Annotated in this window: 12 protein-coding genes; 5 read left to right on the top strand and 7 right to left on the bottom strand. The window is 71.0% G+C overall.

What is annotated here, in order from left to right:
- Nucleotides 1-94: 94 nt before the first annotated feature.
- From LTL01_RS07820 to coaA, 3 genes are all read right to left on the bottom strand, one after another.
- Nucleotides 95-5419 (bottom strand): metallophosphoesterase, encoded by a 5325-nt coding sequence (locus LTL01_RS07820; RefSeq protein ID WP_236968096.1) that lies wholly within the window; start codon nucleotides 5417-5419, stop codon nucleotides 95-97.
- A 269-nt stretch (nucleotides 5420-5688) separates the two neighbouring features.
- Complete coding sequence (gene glmS, locus LTL01_RS07815; RefSeq protein WP_236968095.1) at nucleotides 5689-7542, bottom strand: glutamine--fructose-6-phosphate transaminase (isomerizing); 1854 nt, start codon at nucleotides 7540-7542, stop codon at nucleotides 5689-5691.
- Between the two features lie 165 nt (nucleotides 7543-7707).
- Nucleotides 7708-8670, bottom strand: a complete 963-nt coding sequence (coaA, locus tag LTL01_RS07810) for a type I pantothenate kinase (RefSeq protein WP_372461315.1) — start codon at nucleotides 8668-8670, stop codon at nucleotides 7708-7710.
- A gap of 109 nt (nucleotides 8671-8779) precedes the next feature.
- On the opposite strand from coaA, the gene LTL01_RS07805 reads away from it, so the two are divergent.
- The 4 genes from LTL01_RS07805 (at nucleotide 8780) to LTL01_RS07790 (ending at nucleotide 12740) form a co-directional block, all read left to right on the top strand.
- The gene (locus LTL01_RS07805; RefSeq protein WP_236968195.1) at nucleotides 8780-9721 is read left to right on the top strand and encodes a Ppx/GppA phosphatase family protein; all 942 of its coding nucleotides are present in this window, start codon (nucleotides 8780-8782) and stop codon (nucleotides 9719-9721) included.
- 196 nt (nucleotides 9722-9917) lie between these two features.
- A complete protein-coding gene (locus LTL01_RS07800; RefSeq protein WP_236968093.1) occupies nucleotides 9918-10694 on the top strand; it encodes a TetR/AcrR family transcriptional regulator in 777 nt (258 codons plus the stop codon).
- A 336-nt stretch (nucleotides 10695-11030) separates the two neighbouring features.
- Nucleotides 11031-11552, top strand: a complete 522-nt coding sequence (locus LTL01_RS07795) for a hypothetical protein (protein ID WP_236968092.1) — start codon at nucleotides 11031-11033, stop codon at nucleotides 11550-11552.
- Nucleotides 11553-11861: 309 nt separating this feature from the next.
- Nucleotides 11862-12740: a TetR/AcrR family transcriptional regulator gene (locus tag LTL01_RS07790; protein ID WP_236968091.1), complete on the top strand. Its 879-nt coding sequence runs from the start codon at nucleotides 11862-11864 to the stop codon at nucleotides 12738-12740.
- Nucleotides 12741-12843: 103 nt separating this feature from the next.
- Here the strand turns inward: LTL01_RS07790 and glmM are convergent, their stop codons facing one another.
- The 3 genes from glmM to rplM are packed head-to-tail and all read right to left on the bottom strand — an operon-like array spanning nucleotide 12844 to nucleotide 15165.
- Nucleotides 12844-14205: a phosphoglucosamine mutase gene (glmM, locus tag LTL01_RS07785; protein ID WP_236968090.1), complete on the bottom strand. Its 1362-nt coding sequence runs from the start codon at nucleotides 14203-14205 to the stop codon at nucleotides 12844-12846.
- A gap of 14 nt (nucleotides 14206-14219) precedes the next feature.
- Nucleotides 14220-14693 (bottom strand): 30S ribosomal protein S9, encoded by a 474-nt coding sequence (rpsI, locus tag LTL01_RS07780; protein WP_064319293.1) that lies wholly within the window; start codon nucleotides 14691-14693, stop codon nucleotides 14220-14222.
- A 25-nt stretch (nucleotides 14694-14718) separates the two neighbouring features.
- A complete protein-coding gene (rplM, locus tag LTL01_RS07775) occupies nucleotides 14719-15165 on the bottom strand; it encodes a 50S ribosomal protein L13 (protein WP_236968089.1) in 447 nt (148 codons plus the stop codon).
- 388 nt (nucleotides 15166-15553) lie between these two features.
- On the opposite strand from rplM, the gene LTL01_RS07770 reads away from it, so the two are divergent.
- Entirely contained in the window at nucleotides 15554-16573 is a 1020-nt protein-coding gene (locus LTL01_RS07770) for a serine hydrolase domain-containing protein (protein ID WP_236968088.1), read from the top strand.
- Here LTL01_RS07770 and LTL01_RS07765 read toward each other — a convergent pair.
- Nucleotides 16552-17751: a glycosyltransferase family protein gene (locus LTL01_RS07765; protein ID WP_236968087.1), complete on the bottom strand. Its 1200-nt coding sequence runs from the start codon at nucleotides 17749-17751 to the stop codon at nucleotides 16552-16554. The genes LTL01_RS07770 and LTL01_RS07765 overlap by 22 nt on opposite strands.
- Nucleotides 17752-17818: the final 67 nt, after the last annotated feature.

The raw sequence follows: 17818 nt of genomic DNA, 5'->3' as shown, positions 1-17818 counted from the left end.
TCGGGGCGTCGGGGCCGACCGCCGGGGCCGGCGACCGCGTGTCGTCCCGCGTTTTCGACGCGAGACCGCGGTGCCGGCCTCCGGGGTGTCCGCCTCAGGCGGCGCGGCGGCGGATGACCAGCAGCGCCCCCAGGGCGAGGAGCAGGAGCGCGCCGCCCGCGGCGAGCCCGAGCGCGAGCCCGTCGGTGCCGGTGGCGGGGAGCGCCCCCGGCCCGGCGGCGTTCCCGGAGTCGGCCGGCGCGCCGGTCACGGGCGGGTCGACCGGGTCGATCGGGGCCCCGCCGGCGGCGGGGAGGACCTCCAGGCCCGCCCAGCCGAGGACGCCGTCCGCGGTCTGCACCACGAGCGTGTGCGCACCGGTGGCGGTACCGGCCGGGACCACGGCCCAGACGGTGCCGTCGGCGCCGACCTGGGTCCACGTCCCGAGCGCGACCGGGTCGGAGTGCAGCCACAGCTGGACCCAGGTCCCGGCGAGCGCAGCATCCATGCGGACGGTGAACGGGTCGCCGATGCGGACGGCATCCGGCACCGTGATGGCGCCCTCGAGAGCCGGGTCGATGTCGTCGAGCGCGACCGGCACCGACGGGGTCTGCGGACGTCCGTCGCCGGCCTCGCCGTCGCCGGGTCCCTCGCCGTCACCGGGCCCCTCACCGTCACCGGGCCCCTCACCGTCACCAGGGCCCTCGCCGTCACCCGGCCCTTCGGCCGCCTCGACGATCAGCGTCCGCACTTCCGAATCCGCCGTCGCCCCGTACGGGTCGACCGAGGTGAGGTACCACCCGTGCGTGCCGAGACCCGGCTGCCACGAGGCGGTGACGTCCGCACCGCTCTCGACGTCGGCGAGCTCCGCGATCGGCGTCGAGGTCAGGATGTCGGCTCGGAACGCGTCGGTTGCGAGCACCTTCTGCATCGGCTGGATGCCGAGCCCCGCATAGGGCATCGAGAACTCCTGGTGCTCGAGCTCCAGGGTCGGGTCGTCGGCGTTGTAGTCGGCGAGTGACGGGCTGTAGGTGCGCGAGATGACCTGCTGCCCCGCGTTGTCGAAGTGCATCAGACGGAGGTAGCCCATGCCTCCCTCGGCGAGCCCCTGGTAGTCGAAGAGGATCTGGTAGACCTCGCGCTCCTCGATGCCGTCACCGTCGTCGTCGAACGTGTCGATGCGCGTGAAGGCGTCGTGATAGTGGCCGGAGAACACCGTCCGGACGTTGGGATTCGGCGCGACGACCTCCTCGAGGATCCGCTGCGGCATGGGCCCGAGTCCGCCGGTGGTCAGCATGTACTCGTGCAGGTTCAGCATGACCGTGCGCTCGGGGTACTGCGCGATGATCTCGTTCATCCAGTCGATCTCGGCATCCGCCGGTCCCCAGCCCATGTACAGCATGAGGAAGTCGATGCCGCCCGCGGTGATGAGGTCGTAGTGTCCGCGGTTGTCGAGGTAGTCGCCGCCCCACCAGGGGTTGTCCTGGAACCGCGCCGCCCCGAAGTACCGGCTGTAGTTGTCGTAGTTCGCGTCGAACGCGCCCACGTCGTGGTTGCCGGCGAGGACGCCGTAGGGCAGTCCCGCCTGGTCGAGCATGGCGTAGGCCGGGTCGGCCCGCTCCCACTGCGCCAGGTCTTCGGCGACGTTGACGACGTCGCCGGTGTGGAAGAGGTACTGCAGGTTCAGGTCGGCCCGTTCCGCCAGCAGGTACTCGTGCATGGCGAGCTGGTGGTGGTAGAAGGTCTCGTTGTAGTACTGCGTGTCGGACTCCCACGCGAAGGTGAAGTCGTACTCCGACCGCGGGGTGTCCTCCGGGTGGTTCGGCTCGATCGCGCTGTCGCGCGCGGAGAGGTTCTCCCCGGCGAAGCCCTCCGAGTGCTGCACGAGCACGGTCACGATCCCGTCGGCGACGTGGCCGGCGACCGGCACCATCGCTTCCAGCGTGAACGCGGTGGGCGCACCGCCGGTGGTCAGCGCGCGGTCGAACTCGTGCCACGCGCCGTCGGTGCCGAGGACGTACAGGAGCACCTTCGCGTCGGCGTTGGCCGAGCCGTCCCAGCGCACGCGCACGCGGGCGTCATCGCCGGACTCGGCCGGGACCTCCACCTCGAACAGCTGGTACGGGAACGCGGTGTCCGACGTCTGGGTCGCGGCATCCTCGTCCCAGCGGCCGATCTGCGCGGCCTCCTCGGTGGTCAGCGCGCGTGCGGCCGTGCGGTCGGTCGACAGCGCCGTGCCGGTCTCGCCGGTGAAGGCCTGGATGCCTTCGCCGATCGCGGGACGATACGCCTCGCGGAACGCCACGTCCAACACGTCGCCGGTCGGGTCGGTCGCGCGGGCGGCGAGGTCGATCTCGTCGTCCTCGGTGAAGACGGCCCCGTCCTCCGGCGAGAGGAGCTCGTTGCCGGGCTCCTCGACCGGGGTCGCGAACACGACGGTGCGTTCGGCGACGTTGCCCGCGGCATCCGTCGCCCGGAACAGCACCGTGTGGTCGCCGTCGCCGAGTGAGAGGGACCCGGTCAGGTACGGCAACTCGATCGCGCGCCCGTCGAGGGTGGCGGAGAGCGCGGTGACGCCGGCTCCGGCATCCGTCGCCTGACCGTCGATGACGAACTCGCCCTGGTAGAGGCGGCCCTCCTCGAGATCGGTGGTGATCTCGGGCGCGGTGTTGTCGACGTTCACGCCGACCTCGACCGTGTTCTCACCGGATGCCGCAGCCACGCGGTGCGGGCCGTCGGCGACGGTCGTGGTGTCCCACGTGTAGCCGACCGCGGTGCGCGCGTCCGCGGGGATCGTGAAGGTGCCGTCGAAGTTGTCGAGGCGCCCCGTGCTGTCACCCATCGGCAGGATGCGGGTGGGGTCGTCGTATCCGGCGGGGGTCAGCGTGCGACCGTCGGGCAGGATCAGGCGGACGCCGCGGATCGAGAAGTCGTCGTTGTTCTCGTTCAGGTCGATGCCGGGCTTGGCCTTCGTGCCCGCCCACACCCCGATCGTGACCTCGTCGCCTTCCAGGTACGACACGGGGACCTCGACCGAGATCGTCTCCCAGTTCGCGTAGGTGCCGCGCTCGAAGATGTGCAGGATGTCGTCGCCGATGAGCACGCCGTTGCGGAAGAGGTTGTCGGTGCCGCTCGCCTCGAACGCGAACACGGCGGGGAGCTCGATGCGCGGATCGGCCGCGACCTCGGTGCCGTCGATCGAGAGGCGGAGGTCGGTCGGGTAGGTGGTGCCGCCGGCGGCGACGTCCACCTGTCCGGCGAGCCACTGGCCGTCCTCGAGCTGCAGACGCACCGGGGAGGTGTCGACGCCGGCGACGGCGACGCGTGTGGTCTCGCCCTCGGTCTGGTTGCGGCCGTCCCGCGCGATGACGCGGTACTCGAACCACGCCTTGCCGGTCAGATCGACCGCGGGGATGACGTAGCGGTAGGTCTGCCCGTCGCGCTCGGCGAGGAGGTCGAAGCGGATCGGCGCCTCGTCGAGGTTGCTCTTCACCTCGAGCGTGACCGTCCGCACCTGCGTGTCGTCGGTGATGGTGTGGACGATCGGGAAGTCCGCACCGGGCGCGATCTCGGCGGCCGTGGTGTCGGTGACGGTCGGCGCCGTGGAGTCGGCGGGGGCGACCATGAGGCCGGGCTCGACCTGTTCGGCGTAGACGGCGCCGGGCGTTGCGGCGGCGGTGCCGAGCTTCGTCTGGATGGTGAGGTCGTCGCGTCCGGCCGCGTACTGCACCGGCTGGTCGGCGGCCGTGTCGTCGACGCCGCCGAGGTTGTAGTAGGCGCGGTTGACGCTGAAGCCGGTGTTGGTGACGATCTCGAGGCCCCGGGGCGAGCCGTTGGCCATGCCGCCGGAGGCGATCTCGAAGAGCGACTCGTCGGCGATGAGGGTGCTGCCGAAGTGGGTGTTGAAGTCGGCGGCGGTCAGGGCGTCGTTCGCGCCGTTCTTGATCCAGAAGACGATCGTCCCGCCGGAGGGGATGACGGCGTTCCGGTTCGTCGCGGGCCACAGCACCGCGTTGGAGTTCGTGAGGTCCTCGAGCGGATACAGGTACTTCAGGCTGTAGTCGCGGAAGTCGATCGCCTCGGTCGTGGCGTTGTAGACCTCGATGAACTCGTACGCGTCGGCGCCGGCGATGTTCGCGGTGTCGGGCGCGACCTCGGTGATCTGCAGGGGCGCCGTGACGAGGTCCGGATCGGGGTCGCGGACGATCGGGGCCGGGACCAGCGCCTCGGGGTCGACGATGCCCGGGGTCGCGGGGGCGAGCTCGCGGAGGGTCGCCATGGCGGTGGACGCGCCGTCGGAGGGCAGGCGGTAGTCGACGCCGAGGCCGTTGCCGACCTGGGCCGCGAGGTAGCGCGCCTCGCTCAGGACGGTGTCGCCGGCCTGGAGACGGATGCCGCGCTCGGCGCTGTTGGCGAAGCCGGCCTGACCGGTGATCGGGATGACGGTGTAGGAGACCTCCGAGGAGTAGAAGGCGCGGAAGTCCTCGTCGGTGAGACCGTCGGTGTTCGGGGAGTACTGCAGCCACAGGACCGCCACTCCCCCCGCGGGGACCACGGCGCCGGCGGGGTAGGCGAGGTCCTTCTCTGCGGTGAGGTAGTCGTAGACGACGCGGACCCCGGCATCCGTCAGGTCGATGTCGCGCGCGGTGGTGTTGACGATCTCGACGTACTCGTAGGCGTCGGTGCCGACGTTGTTGGGCGCGAACTCGGTGACGAGGAGGTCGCGGACGACGAGCGGCTCGGCGACGGGCTCCTCGGGCTCTTCGGGGGCGGGCGGGGTGAGCGTGCCGTCGTTCAGGATGCCGGGGGTCGGCGCCGCGAGGGCCTGCAGGACCGCGGCGCTCGTGCCGGACGCGGGGGCGCGGAAGGTCGTGCCCATGTCGGTCGCGAACCCGCCGGAGGGGACGAAGGAGCGGCTGATCTCGGCATCCGTCGAGGCGATGCGGATGCCGCGATTGCCGCCGTTGGCGATACCCGCCTGGCCCTCGACGCGCACGACGTCGTACGCGGCATCCGGCTGGGTGGCGGCGAAGTGCGCGCGGAAGTCGTCGACCGAGCGGGCGAAGCTGTCGACGGTGGTCGTGGAGTAGCTGACCCAGAAGACGGTGGTCTCGCCGGAGTCGATCGTGGTGCCCGCCGGCACGGTGAGGCGGACGTCGGAACCGCGGTCGTCGGTGTCGCCGAAGATGTACGAGAAGCCCACACCCTCGGCGTCGAGGTCGATCGTCCGGTCCGAGGAGTTGTGCACCTCGAAGAACTCGTAGTCGTCGTAGCCGACGTTGTCGCCGACGATCTCGGTGACGAGGAGGTCGGGAAGGGCGGCCGGTTCGGCCGCGGCCGCGCCTGCCGGGACGGAGAGCCCGACGAGGCCGAGGACGAGGGCCGGGGCGAGAGTGACGGACAGGATCGAGCGGGCGGAGCGGGAACGCAGGCGTGACATGAATCGCTTTCGTGTGGGGGGTTCCCGTCACGCTAGGGATCCCGTCCACCGGGAGCGGTCGGCGCGGTGAACCGCCGGTGAACGCCCCGCCAACGTCACGTGCGCGGCCTCCCCAACGCCGCGTCCGCCGGCTCGCGTGTCGAAAACGCGGGAGATCCGAGCCTCTGGGCCGGCCGCCGGGGCCGACGGCCGCGTGTCATCCCGCGTTTTCGACGCGTGACCGCGGTGCCGGTTCGGCGCGGCGGACGGTGAAACGCGGGGACCGCGCGTTACTCGACGGTGACGGACTTGGCGAGGTTGCGCGGCTGGTCGACGTCCAGGCCCTTGGCCGTGGCCAGTCCCATCGCGAAGATGTGGAGCGGCACGACGGTGAGCAGCGACTGCGTGATGGCGCCGGTCAGCGGGATGCGCAGGACCTCGTCCGAGATCGGCAGGACCGCGGCATCCCCTTCCTCCGCCACCGCGATGACACGGGCGCCACGGGCGTGGATCTCGCGGATGTTCGACACGACCTTCGAGTGCAGCACCGGCGACTCGCGCGGCGACGGCACGACGACGAAGACGGGCTGGCCGGGCTCGATGAGCGCGATCGGTCCGTGCTTGAGCTCGCCCGCGGCGAAGCCCTCGGCGTGGATGTACGAGATCTCCTTGAGCTTCAGCGCACCCTCGAGGGCGATCGGGTACCCGACGTGGCGACCGAGGAAGAGCACCGAGCGGGTGTCGGCCATCCAGTGCGCGAACTGCTCGATGTGCGGCTGCTCGTCGTCGAGGATGTGCTGGATCTTCGCGGGGATCTGCTCGAGCTCGGCGACCTGCTCCGCGACCTGATCGGCGGAGAGCTCGCCGCGCACCGTGGCGATGTGGAGGGCGAGGAGGTTCAGCGCGGTGATCTGCGCGACGAAGGCTTTCGTCGAGGCGACGGCGACCTCGGGTCCGGCGTGCGTGTAGACGATCGCGTCGGACTCGCGCGGGATCGTCGCGCCCTGCGTGTTGCAGATCGACAGCGTCTTCGCGCCGCGCTCCCGGGCGTACTTGACCGCCATGAGGGTGTCCATCGTCTCGCCGGACTGGCTGATGGAGATGACGAGGGTGTCCGGACCGATGACGGGGTTGCGGTAGTGGAACTCGTGAGCGAGGTCGACGTCGACCGGCACGCGCGCCCACTCTTCGAGGGCGTACTTGCCGACCATGCCGGCATAGGCGGCGGTTCCGGCGGCGATGATGACGATGCGTGAGATCCCGCGGAAGAGGTCGTCGAGCCCGTCGAGCTCGGTGATCGCCACGGCGCCGTCACGGATGCGGCCGCGCAGCGTGTTCGCGACGGCCTCGGGCTCCTCGGAGACCTCCTTGGCCATGAAGCTCGACCAGCCGCCCTTCTCGGCGGCAGAGGCGTCCCACGTCACCTCGAACGGCTCGACCTCGACGGCGTCGCCTGCGAAGTCGGTCACGGTCACGCCCTCGGGAGTGATCGCGACGATCTGGTCCTGGCCGATCGCGAGGGCGTTGCGGGTGTGCTCGACGAAGGCCGCGACATCCGATCCGAGGAAGTTCTCGCCCTCGCCGAGGCCGATCACGAGCGGAGAGTTGCGGCGCGCGCCGACGACGAGGCCGGGGTGGTCGGTGTGGACGGCGAGGAGGGTGAAGGCTCCTTCGAGACGCCCGACGGTCGCGCGGAAGGCGGCCTCGAGGTCGCCGTCGTGGGCGCGGTACTCGCGGGCGAGGAGCGCGGCGGCCACCTCGGTGTCGGTCTCACTGAGGAAGGTGTGGCCCTCTTCGAGGAGCTCCTCCTTCAGGGGGGCGTAGTTCTCGACGATGCCGTTGTGGATGACGGCGAGCTTGTCGTCGTCGGCGAGGTGGGGGTGGGCGTTGGCGTCGGTGGGGCCGCCGTGGGTGGCCCAGCGCGTGTGGCCGATGCCGGTCGTGCCGGCGGGCAGCGGGTGGGACTCGAGGTCGTCGCGGAGGACGGCGAGCTTGCCGGCCTTCTTCCGCATGCCGAGGTCGCCCTGGTCATCGATGACGGCGATGCCGGCGGAGTCGTACCCCCGGTACTCCAGGCGCGACAGACCCGCGAGGAGGATGGACTGGCTGGGCCGCGGGCCCACGTAACCGACGATTCCGCACATGGGGACAATCCTAGATCTGACCCGGGTGGGAGCTTGCCGCATGCCCGCGCGCGTGGCCCGGGTACCCCGTGCGTAACTCCTCCGATCCGGCGCGCGCAGCCCCGAAACCGGCCGATACCGGCGCATCGCGCGCAGATCGGAGGAGTTCGGTACGCCCCGGCGGGGTCAGAGCTTGCGGAGCAGCACCCGCTCGACGGTGTGGTCGGCGGCCTTCTGCAGCACCAGCGACGCGCGATGCCGGGTCGGCAGGACGTTCTCGACGAGGTTCGGCAGGTTGATCGAGTTCCAGAACCCCAGGGCCGTGGATTCGGCCTCGGCGTCGTCGAGCTCGGCGTAGACGTTGAAGTACGAGTTGGGGTTCGCGAACGCGCCGCTGCGCAGCTTCATGAAGCGCTCCACGTACCACTGGGCGATGTGGGCGGGATCGGCGTCGACGTACACCGAGAAGTCGAACAGCTCGCTGACGGCGACGTCGTTCGGGGCGGGCGGCGGCTGGAGCACGTTGAGCCCCTCGACGATGACGACGTCCGGCCGACGCACCGTGATGGAGGCGTTCGGCACGATGTCGTACTGCATGTGCGAATAGAACGGCGCACGCACCTCGTCGGCCCCGCTCTTGACGTCGGTGAGGAAGGAGACCAGCGCGCGCCGGTCGTACGACTCGGGGAAGCCCTTGCGCGACATCAGCCCGCGCCGTTCGAGCTCCTCGTTCGGGTAGAGGAACCCGTCGGTGGTGACCAGGGCGACCCGCGGGGTTCCCGGCCACCGGCTCATGAGCTCGCGAAGGAGGCGCGCGATCGTGGACTTCCCGACCGCCACCGACCCGGCGACGCCCACGACGAACGGCGTGGTCGAATCGGGCTCGCGCAGGAACTCGGACGTGTCGGCGCCGAGTCGCTTCGTCGTCTCGGCGTAGAGCGAGAGCAGGCGACTCAGCGGCAGGTAGACGTGCTTGACCTCGTCGAGGTCGAGGCGGTCGCCGAGGCCCCGGATCTGGAGGAGCTCGGTCTCGGACAGCGGCTGCGCCATCCCCGCGGCCAGCCGCGCCCAGTCGTCCCGGGCGATCTCGCGGTACAGCGACAGCGCCGTGGGCGCGGGGGCGCTCGCGAGCGCGTCTTCTGTCGACATCGCGCCCATCGTAGTCGCGCGGCTAAGGATGCCGGATCACGACGGCCCCCGACCCCCGGCCCCCGGCACCGGACCGGCGACGGATGCCGCGCCCACTACGCTGAAGCGCGTGCGCCTGGGAGTCCTCGACATCGGCTCGAACACCGTCCATCTGCTCGTCGCCGACGTCCGGCCCGGCGGACGGCCGCTCGCCACGACCAGTCAGCGGACGGTCCTGCGCCTGATGCGGTACCTCGGTCCGGACGGCGAGATCGTCGAGGAGGGGGTCGCCGCCCTCGAGCGCGCGGTCGCCGAGGCCCGCGCCACCGCGACGAAAGAGGGGGTGGACGAGCTCCTCGCCACCGCCACCAGCGCCGTGCGGGAAGCCGCCAACGGCGTCGAGGTCATCGCGCGCATCGAGGCCGCGCTCGGTCAGCCCCTCCAGGTGCTCGGCGGCGAGACCGAGGCGCGGTACACGTTCCTCGCCGTCCGCCGCTGGTTCGGATGGTCGGCGGGGCAGATCCTCCTGTTCGACATCGGCGGCGGGTCGCTCGAGATCGCCGCGGGGGCGGATGAACTCCCGGATGCCGCGATATCGGTCCCGCTCGGCGCGGGGCGCATGACCGTGGAGTTCCTGCCGTCCGACCCGCCCGATATGGACGACATCCAGCGTCTGCGCGAGCATGCCGCGGCCACCCTCGAGCCGGTCGTCGACATGCTCCGCGACCACCCGCGACCGGATCACGTCGTGGGATCGTCGAAGGCGATCCGCTCGCTCGCGAAGCTCGCCGGCGTCCCGATGCCCGGCTGGTCGGGCATCGAGCGCATGGTGCTGCCGCGTAAAGAACTGAAGGCATGGATTCCGCGCCTCGCGCGCATCCCCGCCGAGGCGCGGCAGCAACTCCCCGGAATCACCGCCGATCGCACGTTCCAGATCGTTGCCGGCGCGGTGGTGCTGCATCAGGCCATGAAGGCACTCGACATCGACGAGCTCGAGACCTCACCCTGGGCGCTGCGCGAAGGGGTGCTGCTGCGGTACATCGAGTCGCTGTCGTGGCACCCGGCATCCTGATCCGCGACCTCAACACCTGAACGCAGGGGCCTCGGCGTCTCCCGCACCACACGACCGTCGCCGTCACCACCCCCTGATGCGCGCGGGCGGATGGTCTTAGGATGGGTCATCCGCGTGACGACTCCGCCCACGGTTCCATCGAGACACAATCCACCAGAGGACCGCATGCCCACTTCTTCTTCGTCCCGCCCCACCGATGGCTGAGTCGACGCCGGCCGCAGCCTCGGGCCGTCCCCGCGCCGCACGCATCCCGCAGGAGGAGCTGCGCGAGCGGCTCCTCGCCGAAGCCGAGCGGATGCTCGACGGCCGAGGCCTCGGCGTCAATGCCTACCCGCTGAACATGGAGGACCTCATCCGCCAGGTGGGGGTTCCGCGCAGCTCCGCGTTCCACGCGTTCGGCAGCAAGGAGAACCTTTTCTTCCAGCTCGCCCTGCGCCTCCTCTCCCCCTCGAGCCCCCTGGCCATGCGGTTCGCGGCCCTTTTGACCGGGAGTGCCGACGCCGTCGTCGCCGAGCACGAGACGCTGATGACGGATGCCGCGGGCCGGCGCGCCCTGCTGCGGGAGAGTGTGCGACGCGCGCTCCCGCCGATGCACGAGACCCTCGTGCGCGCTCCGCGGTGGCGGACGTTCCGCGCGCTGTCGATGTCGCTGGACAGCTTCCCGGAGGCCGAACGGGACGAGCTCCGCGCACGCCTCGGGACGATCCAGGACATCTATCTCGACACGATGTCGCGCGCCTACGAGGCGACGTTCGAGCGCTTCGGCGTGCGGATGCGGCCCGGCCTGTCGATCACGCACTTCGTCAGCGCGGCCTCCTCGACGCTCGAGGGTGTGGCGACGGGTCCGGCCTTCGGGCAGCCGCTCGCCGCGGAGTGGGTGGCCCTCCCCGGCATCGGCGGCGCCGAGGTGCAGTGGCACCTGTCCGCGGTCGCCCTGATGGCGCTCGTGGACGGCATGACCGAGGCGGTCTGATTCCGCGCAGACGGATGCCGCGACGGGGGCTGGCCCGGCATCCACTCCCCAGAGAACACCGGACCAGCCGCTCATGAGTCTTACTCCCCTGCGTGCCCGGGACTCCACATCGGGGGTCGGGCGCGACTCACGGCTCGTTGAGAGTAGGTGACCCGGGCACCTCGGGGCAATGGTGCGGCGCCGACCTGCGGAAATCTTGTGCCGGCGCTCAGGTCCGGCGGGACGAAGGCCTGCCGCGAGGTATCACCCGGGTGCCACAATGCTCCTCAACGGCGAGGCTGCCATGGCGCCGAACCTCGCCGCACCTCGCCGCACCCCGCCGAATCAGGAGCCCTCATGCGATCACCCGACCCGCTCGCCCGTTCCGTCGCCCGCCCCCGCCCCGCGCGTCTCCTCGTCGCCGCGACGGCGGCGGCGGCATCCGTTCTCGTCCTCGCCGGATGCACCAACCCCATCGACCAGCTCGTGCAGGGCGGGATCCAGGACGGTGTGGAGCGCATCATCGAGGAGCAGACCGGGTCCGACATCGAAGTCAACACCGGCGGAGGCGCGTCGCTCCCCGAGGGGTGGCCCGCCGAGATCCCGGTTCCGGACGGCAGCCCGATGTTCTCCATGGCCGCCGAGGGCGGCTACCAGGCGACCTTCGAGGTGGCCGATGCCGCGGAGGGCGAGCGGATCAAGGATCAGCTCGTCGCCGACGGCTATGTCATGGAGGGCGAGACCGACATGGGGCAGATGAAGATCTGGATCCTCGCGGGGCCCGAGTGGCGGGTGTCGCTGTCCGCGATCCTGCCGGAGGAGGGCGACACCAGCACGTCGCCGAGCCTGACCTACCTGGTTTCGCCGGTCGCCGGCTGACCCGCCGACCGGCACACCGGTCGCGCTCGCACAGAAAGAGCCGACCCGGCGCGATGGCCCCCCGGTCATCACGCCGGGTCAGCAACGCGGCCGAATACTCACCCCCAGGCCTACGCGTCGAATTCGACCGCGTAGACAGCAAACATCGGCAGAGACGAGACTAGACGAAGAACCGCCCCGGTTCAAGACTTTGGATTCACAGTCCATACATACATGACGTCGGGTTACGGTTCTCGTACCGCGGGCGACCCGAAACCCCCGCGGAACGCCCTCGCCCGACGTTCCACGCACCCGAATCGAATCCACCGAATGGTCTCTTCCGCGTCCCCCCGCGCACCCCGCACGCCCACCACCGACCGGCCCGCCCGCGCCGAACGCCCACCACGTATGAGCCGCGAGGAACTGCGCACCCGCGTCCTCGCCGCCGCTCACGACATGCTCGGCGACGACGGTCTCACCGTCGGCCTGCACCACCTCAACATGGAGGAGCTCATCCGCCGCGTGGGGGTGCCGCGCAGATCCGCGTTCGCCGCGTTCGGCGGCAAGGAGCAGCTGATGGCCGACCTCATGGTCGACACTCTGCGCCCCCGCCTCGTCGACGGCGGCGCGCTGTCGATCGTCTCGGACGGATCCGTGGAGGAGGTGCGGCGGATCCTCATCGAGAACGCCCATCGATTGACGGATGCCGCGGGCCGACCCGACCCCGCCGGCGGCACCGTCGTGCTCCGTGAGGCGGTGCGCGTGGCCCTCGTGCGGAACTTCCACGACACCATGGCCTCACCCGAGTGGAAGAGCTACATGGCCCTGTCGGTCTCGGTGAACAGCCTCCCCGAGGAGCGGCGTCAGGTGGTCCGCGAGACGCTGCAGCAGACCGACACCGTCTTCCTCGAGCGCATGGCGCGGTTCTACGAGCAGATCTTCGCCGTGGTCCACCGCCGTCCGCGCCCGGGCGTGACCTATCGCCAGCTGGTCACCGCCGGGGCATCCGTCGTCGAGGGGCTCGTCAGCCGCGCCCTGATCGGCTCGGAGTCGTTCTCGGACGACCTGCGCGGCCCGGGACTCGACGGCGAGGACGTGCCCTGGTCGCTCGTCGCGACGGCGTTCTGGGCGCTCGTGGCGGGCCTGAGCGAGGAGATCCCGGTCTCGCGCGCCGGCGCCCCCGAGCACGAGGGGGTGCTGAGCCGCTGACCGCGCGAAGGCGCCGCCGAGCACAGTTCGCTTGTCGCCTCTTGCGGGTCGCGGAGCGCGACACCCGCAAGAGGCGACGAGTGAACGGATGGGACTCGGTCCGTCAGAGGGCGAGGCGCTCGCGCACGACCGCGGCGAGGGTCTCCGCGTGCCGTTTCGCGTCGTCCTCGGACGCGGCCTCGACCATCACGCGCACGAGCGGCTCGGTGCCGGACGGACGCAGCAGCACGCGCCCCGCATCGCCGAGTTGGGCGATGGCGGCGGCGACGGCATCCGTCACTCCCGGGTCATCCGCGACGCGCGTCCGATCGACGCCCGAGACGTTGATGAGCACCTGCGGGTACACCGTCATGACGGAGGCGAGCTCGGCGAGGGTCTTCCCCTGCCGCACCATCTCGGCCGCCAGGTGCAGACCCGTGAGGAGCCCGTCGCCGGTCGTGGCGAAGTCGCTCATGATGACGTGACCCGACTGCTCGCCGCCGAGCGAGAAGCCGCCCTCGTTCATGCGCTCGAGGACGTACCTGTCGCCGACGGCCGTCGTCTCGACGCGGATGCCGCGCTCGGCCATCGCGCGATGCAGACCCAGGTTGCTCATGACGGTCGTGACGAGCGTGTCGTCGACGAGGCGTCCGCGGTCCTTGAGGGCGACCGCGAGGATCGCCATGATCTGGTCGCCGTCGACGATGCGCCCCTCGGCGTCCACCGCGAGGCACCGGTCGGCGTCGCCGTCGTGCGCGATGCCGAGGTCGGCACCGGCGTCGACGACCGCGCGGGCGAGCTGGTCGAGGTGGGTCGATCCGACGCCGTCGTTGATGTTGAGGCCGTCGGGGTCGGCGCCGATGACCGTGACCTCGGCTCCGGCGTCGCGGAACGTCTCCGGCGACACCCCCGATGCCGCACCGTGCGCGCAGTCGAGCACGACGTGCAGGCCCTCGAGGGTGTTCGGGAGCGATCCGAGCAGGTGGACGACGTAGCGGTCCTCGGCGTCGGCGAAACGACGGATGCGGCCGACGGCGGCGCCGGTCGGCTGGAGCTTCGGCTGGGTCAGCGCCTCTTCGATGCGCTTCTCGACGACATCCGGGAGCTTCACTCCCCCGCGCGCGAAGATCTTGATGCCGTTGTCGGCGGCGGGGTTGTGGGATGCGGAGATCATCACGCCGAAGTCGGCGTCGACGTCACCGACGAGGAAGGCCGCGGCCGGGGTCGGGAGCGTTCCGGCTTCGAGCACGTCGACGCCGGACGAGGCGAGGCCCGCTTCGACCGCGGCGCTCAGGAAGTGTCCCGAGATGCGCGGGTCGCGCGCGACCACGGCCGTGAGGCGCTTGCCGGCTGCCCGGCGCGCCTCGGCCGTACGCCCCTGGCCCAGGACGACCGCGGTCGCCTGGGCCAGGGTGAGTGCGAGTTCGGCGGTGAGGACCTCGCCGTTGGCGAGGCCACGCACACCGTCCGTGCCGAAGAGAGGCATCGGAACCCGCGTGATCAGCGCTTCGAGTACTGAGGCGCCTTACGGGCCTTCTTGAGTCCGGCCTTCTTGCGCTCCTTGACGCGCGCGTCGCGCGACAGGAAGCCGGCCTTCTTCAGCGTCGGGCGGTTGTTCTCTTCGTCGATCCCGTTCAGCGAGCGGGCGATGCCGAGACGCAGCGCACCGGCCTGGCCGGAGGGGCCACCGCCGTGGATGCGCGCGATGACGTCGTACGCGCCCGTGAGGTTCAGGACCGTGAACGGGTCGGTGACCAGCTGCTGGTGGAGCTTGTTCGGGAAGTAGTCCTCGAACGAGCGGCCGTTGATGGTGATGGTGCCGGTGCCGGGGACCAGGCGCACGCGCGCGATGGCCTGCTTACGGCGACCGACGGCCGCACCGGGAACCGAGAGCACGGGGCGCTCGGTCGCGACGGCGGTCTCGTCGGCCGGGGTCTCGGTCGAGAAGTTGGTGGATTCTTCGATGTTCGCCACGAGTATGTCCTTGTCTGTGCGGCGCTTACTGGGCGACCTGGTCGAGGGTGTACGTCTTGGGCTGCTGAGCCGCGTGCGGGTGCTCGGCACCGACGTAGACCTTGAGCTTCGACAGCTGCTGGCGACCCAGGCTGTTCTTGGGGAGCATGCCGCGGACGGCCTTCTCCACGGCGCGGACGGGGTTCTTCTCGAGGAGCTCGGAGTAGGTGACCGACGTCAGGCCGCCCGGGTAGCCCGAGTGGCGGTAGGCCTTCTTCTGCTCGAGCTTCTGGCCGGTCAGGGCCACCTTGTCGGCGTTGATGATGACGACGAAGTCGCCGGTGTCGACGTGGGGAGCGAAGGTCGGCTTGTGCTTCCCGCGGAGGAGAGCGGCCGCCTGCGAGGCGAGACGTCCGAGGACGACGTCGTTCGCGTCGATGACCAGCCACTCGCGCTGGATTTCACCAGTCTTCGGGGTGTAGGTGCGCGTCACAATAGTGCTGCTTTCTTGATCGAACGGAGAGGTTCGTGAATCCCACTCCGGGGTCCTTCCGGTGGGGAAGAAAACCAGTGGAGGGCTCACGTTCGTGGTGCCGGGTCAGCTGAGCCGCACACCAAAGGTCAACCTTACGGCATCCCGGGGTGCGGGCCAAACCGCGTCGAGGCGGGCGGGCGGGCGCGGCCCGGCGGGCGTGTGCGGGTCGGGCCGGCCGCGGCCCGGCGACCGTCTGCGGGTCGGGCGGCGTACCTAACTCCTCAAGAACGCGGCGATCCGGGCCGGGAGGGCGCCTAGCGGCGCCTCCCGACCCGGATCGGAGGAGTTCGGTACGTCCCGTCCGGCGCCCCGGAATCGGAAAACCCTTTCTGGATAGGGTCGGACGATGGCCACCACAGATTTCCCGACGCTGCTCGCCACCCTCGACGACGCCGCGCGCGGTTCCGGCTTCGACGGCGTCGTCTCAGTCGACGTCGACGGCGACCTCGTCGGCGCGCGTGCCTACGGATTCGCCGACCGCGCATACGGCGTCGTCAACACCGTCGACACGCGGTTCGGCGTCGCCAGCATCGCCAAGGGGTTCACCGCCGTCGCGGTGCGCGCCCTGATCCGCGACGGCGTGCTCGCCGCCGACACGACGGTGCGCGGCATCCTCCGCGACGATCTGCCCCTCATCGACGCCGCCGTCACCGTCGAGCAGCTGCTCGCACACACGTCGGGGATCGGCGACTACCTCGACGAGTCCGGCGACGGCGAGATCACCGACTACGTCCTGGACGTGCCGACGCACCGCCTCGACACCACCGAGGCGTTCCTCGCGGTGCTCGACGGGCGCCCGCAGGTCTCCTCCCCCGGCACGACGTTCGCGTACAACAACAGCGGATACGTCGTGCTCGCCCTCATCGCCGAACGGGCGAGCGGCGTCCCGTTCCATGATCTGGTCGCCGAGCGCGTGTTCGCCCCCGCCGGGATGACGCGCACCGGCTACCTCCGCATGGACAACCTCCCCGGCGACGCCGCGCGGGGCTACCTGTTCGACGACGAAGACGACCGCACCAACGTGCTGCACCTGCCCGTCCGCGGCAGCGGCGACGGCGGCGTCTACACGACCGCCGCCGACCTGAGCCGGTTCTGGCGGGCGCTCACGGACGGCACGCTGCTGCCGACGGATGCCGTGCACGACCTCGTCCGTCCGCGCGAGACCGTCGACGACGAAGACCTGCGGTACGGCGCGGGGTTCTGGCTCGACCTCGACGGGCCCGGCATCCTGCTCGAGGGATACGACGCCGGAGTCTCGGGCCGGTCCCGGTTCGACCCCGCGACGCGCGTGACGGTGTCGATCCTGGCCAACACGTCCGAGGGCGCGTGGCCCGTGATCGGGCGCTACGCCGAGCTACTCGACTGACGTCGGACCAGGTCCGCGAGGCGCTCGCGCTCCCAGGTCGGAACGCGCAGGAAGTAGTCGTGCGAGAAGAGGTCGATCGGCGCATCGACCTGGGACGGCGTCGGATCGACGAGCTCGTGCGGCAGGTCGGTCTGCGCGAAGGTCGTCCGCGACCGGGGCGGGCGGAGGCGGCTCGCGAGCGTGTCGGCGAGGACGACGAGGTCGAATCGGGTGCGCAGGACGATGACCCGATCGACGGCGCGACGGATCGTCGCCCACTGCCCCGGCATCCGTTCGACCGCCGGTGCGTGAATCAAGACCAGCACCCGGATGCGTTGGCCGACGGATGCCGCGTTCAGCGCGACCGTCCCTCCGTGGCTGTGGGCGTAGACGACGTCGAGGGTGTCGGCATCCGTTGCGGCGGACGTCCACGCGACGAGCGCGTCGCCGGCGGCGCGGCGCGCAGAATCGGAATACTGCCCTGACCAGGTGAAGAAGCCGGGGCCATCGTAGAGGTTTCGGCCGACGCGGGCCTCGAGGTGGTCGTGGAGCGGTGCGCCCGGGATGTACCAGCGGGAGCCGGTGTCGCCGAGCATCGCGAACGTGCCGTGGACCGTGGTGCTGACCGCGGCACGCGAGCGGGTGGGGGCCGGTGGGGCCGGTGGCGTGGGTGCGGCCGTGGGGGCGGGTGTCCCGGGGGCGGGTGGTGCCGCGGGGGCGACGGTCTGGGCGATCGCTCGGGCGAGCGGATCCGCGGAACGGACGAGCCGTGCCAGCGCGGCCACCGCCCCGGGGTGATCGGGCATCATCGCGTGCAGCGCCACGGACGCCGCCGCGGCTTCGACGGGGGTGGCGGCGCGGAGGCGTCCGGCGAGCAGACGGGCGAGAGTGGTCGGGTCGCCGGTGGTGGTGACCTCCGCGTACAGCGCCGCGGCAGCCGCGAGGTCGATCGGGTCCGTCGGGGGTCGCGTCACGCGCGCAGCAGCCGGGGCGACGGCGGGCGCATCAAGCGCGTCACCCTCCGGCGCCGTCCCGCTCAGCGACGACGCCGCCATGAGGAGGTACTGCGCGGCACGCGAGGAGGCGGCGAGGTCCTCGATCGACTCGGCCGACGCTCCGGCCAGCGCCTGCACCGCGGGCACCGCGGGCACCGCCTGCACCGCGAAGGCGGCCATCCCCCGGGGAATCTGCGGTCCCATCCCCTTCCTCCCTTCCGGTCGTCAGCCTTGTACGCGGCGCCGGTGTCCTCCGCACGCCGTGCCGAAC

Origin of the sequence: Microbacterium aurantiacum, assembly GCF_021654035.1 — a bacterium.
GTDB classification, from domain to species: domain Bacteria; phylum Actinomycetota; class Actinomycetes; order Actinomycetales; family Microbacteriaceae; genus Microbacterium; species Microbacterium aurantiacum.
This window is presented reverse-complemented; position numbering and strand designations above follow the sequence as displayed.

Excerpts from the sequence above, each read along its gene's own strand:
- glmM (WP_236968090.1), bottom strand. The coding sequence starts at position 14,205 with ATGCCTCTCTTCGGCACGGACGGTGTGCGTGGCCTCGCCAACGGCGAG.
- glmS (WP_236968095.1), bottom strand. The coding sequence starts at position 7,542 with ATGTGCGGAATCGTCGGTTACGTGGGCCCGCGGCCCAGCCAGTCCATC.
- LTL01_RS07800 (WP_236968093.1), top strand. The coding sequence starts at position 9,918 with ATGGCTGAGTCGACGCCGGCCGCAGCCTCGGGCCGTCCCCGCGCCGCA.
- coaA (WP_372461315.1), bottom strand. The coding sequence starts at position 8,670 with ATGTCGACAGAAGACGCGCTCGCGAGCGCCCCCGCGCCCACGGCGCTG.
- LTL01_RS07820 (WP_236968096.1), bottom strand. The coding sequence starts at position 5,419 with ATGTCACGCCTGCGTTCCCGCTCCGCCCGCTCGATCCTGTCCGTCACT.
- LTL01_RS07790 (WP_236968091.1), top strand. The coding sequence starts at position 11,862 with ATGGTCTCTTCCGCGTCCCCCCGCGCACCCCGCACGCCCACCACCGAC.
- LTL01_RS07770 (WP_236968088.1), top strand. The coding sequence starts at position 15,554 with ATGGCCACCACAGATTTCCCGACGCTGCTCGCCACCCTCGACGACGCC.
- LTL01_RS07765 (WP_236968087.1), bottom strand. The coding sequence starts at position 17,751 with ATGGGACCGCAGATTCCCCGGGGGATGGCCGCCTTCGCGGTGCAGGCG.
- LTL01_RS07795 (WP_236968092.1), top strand. The coding sequence starts at position 11,031 with ATGCGATCACCCGACCCGCTCGCCCGTTCCGTCGCCCGCCCCCGCCCC.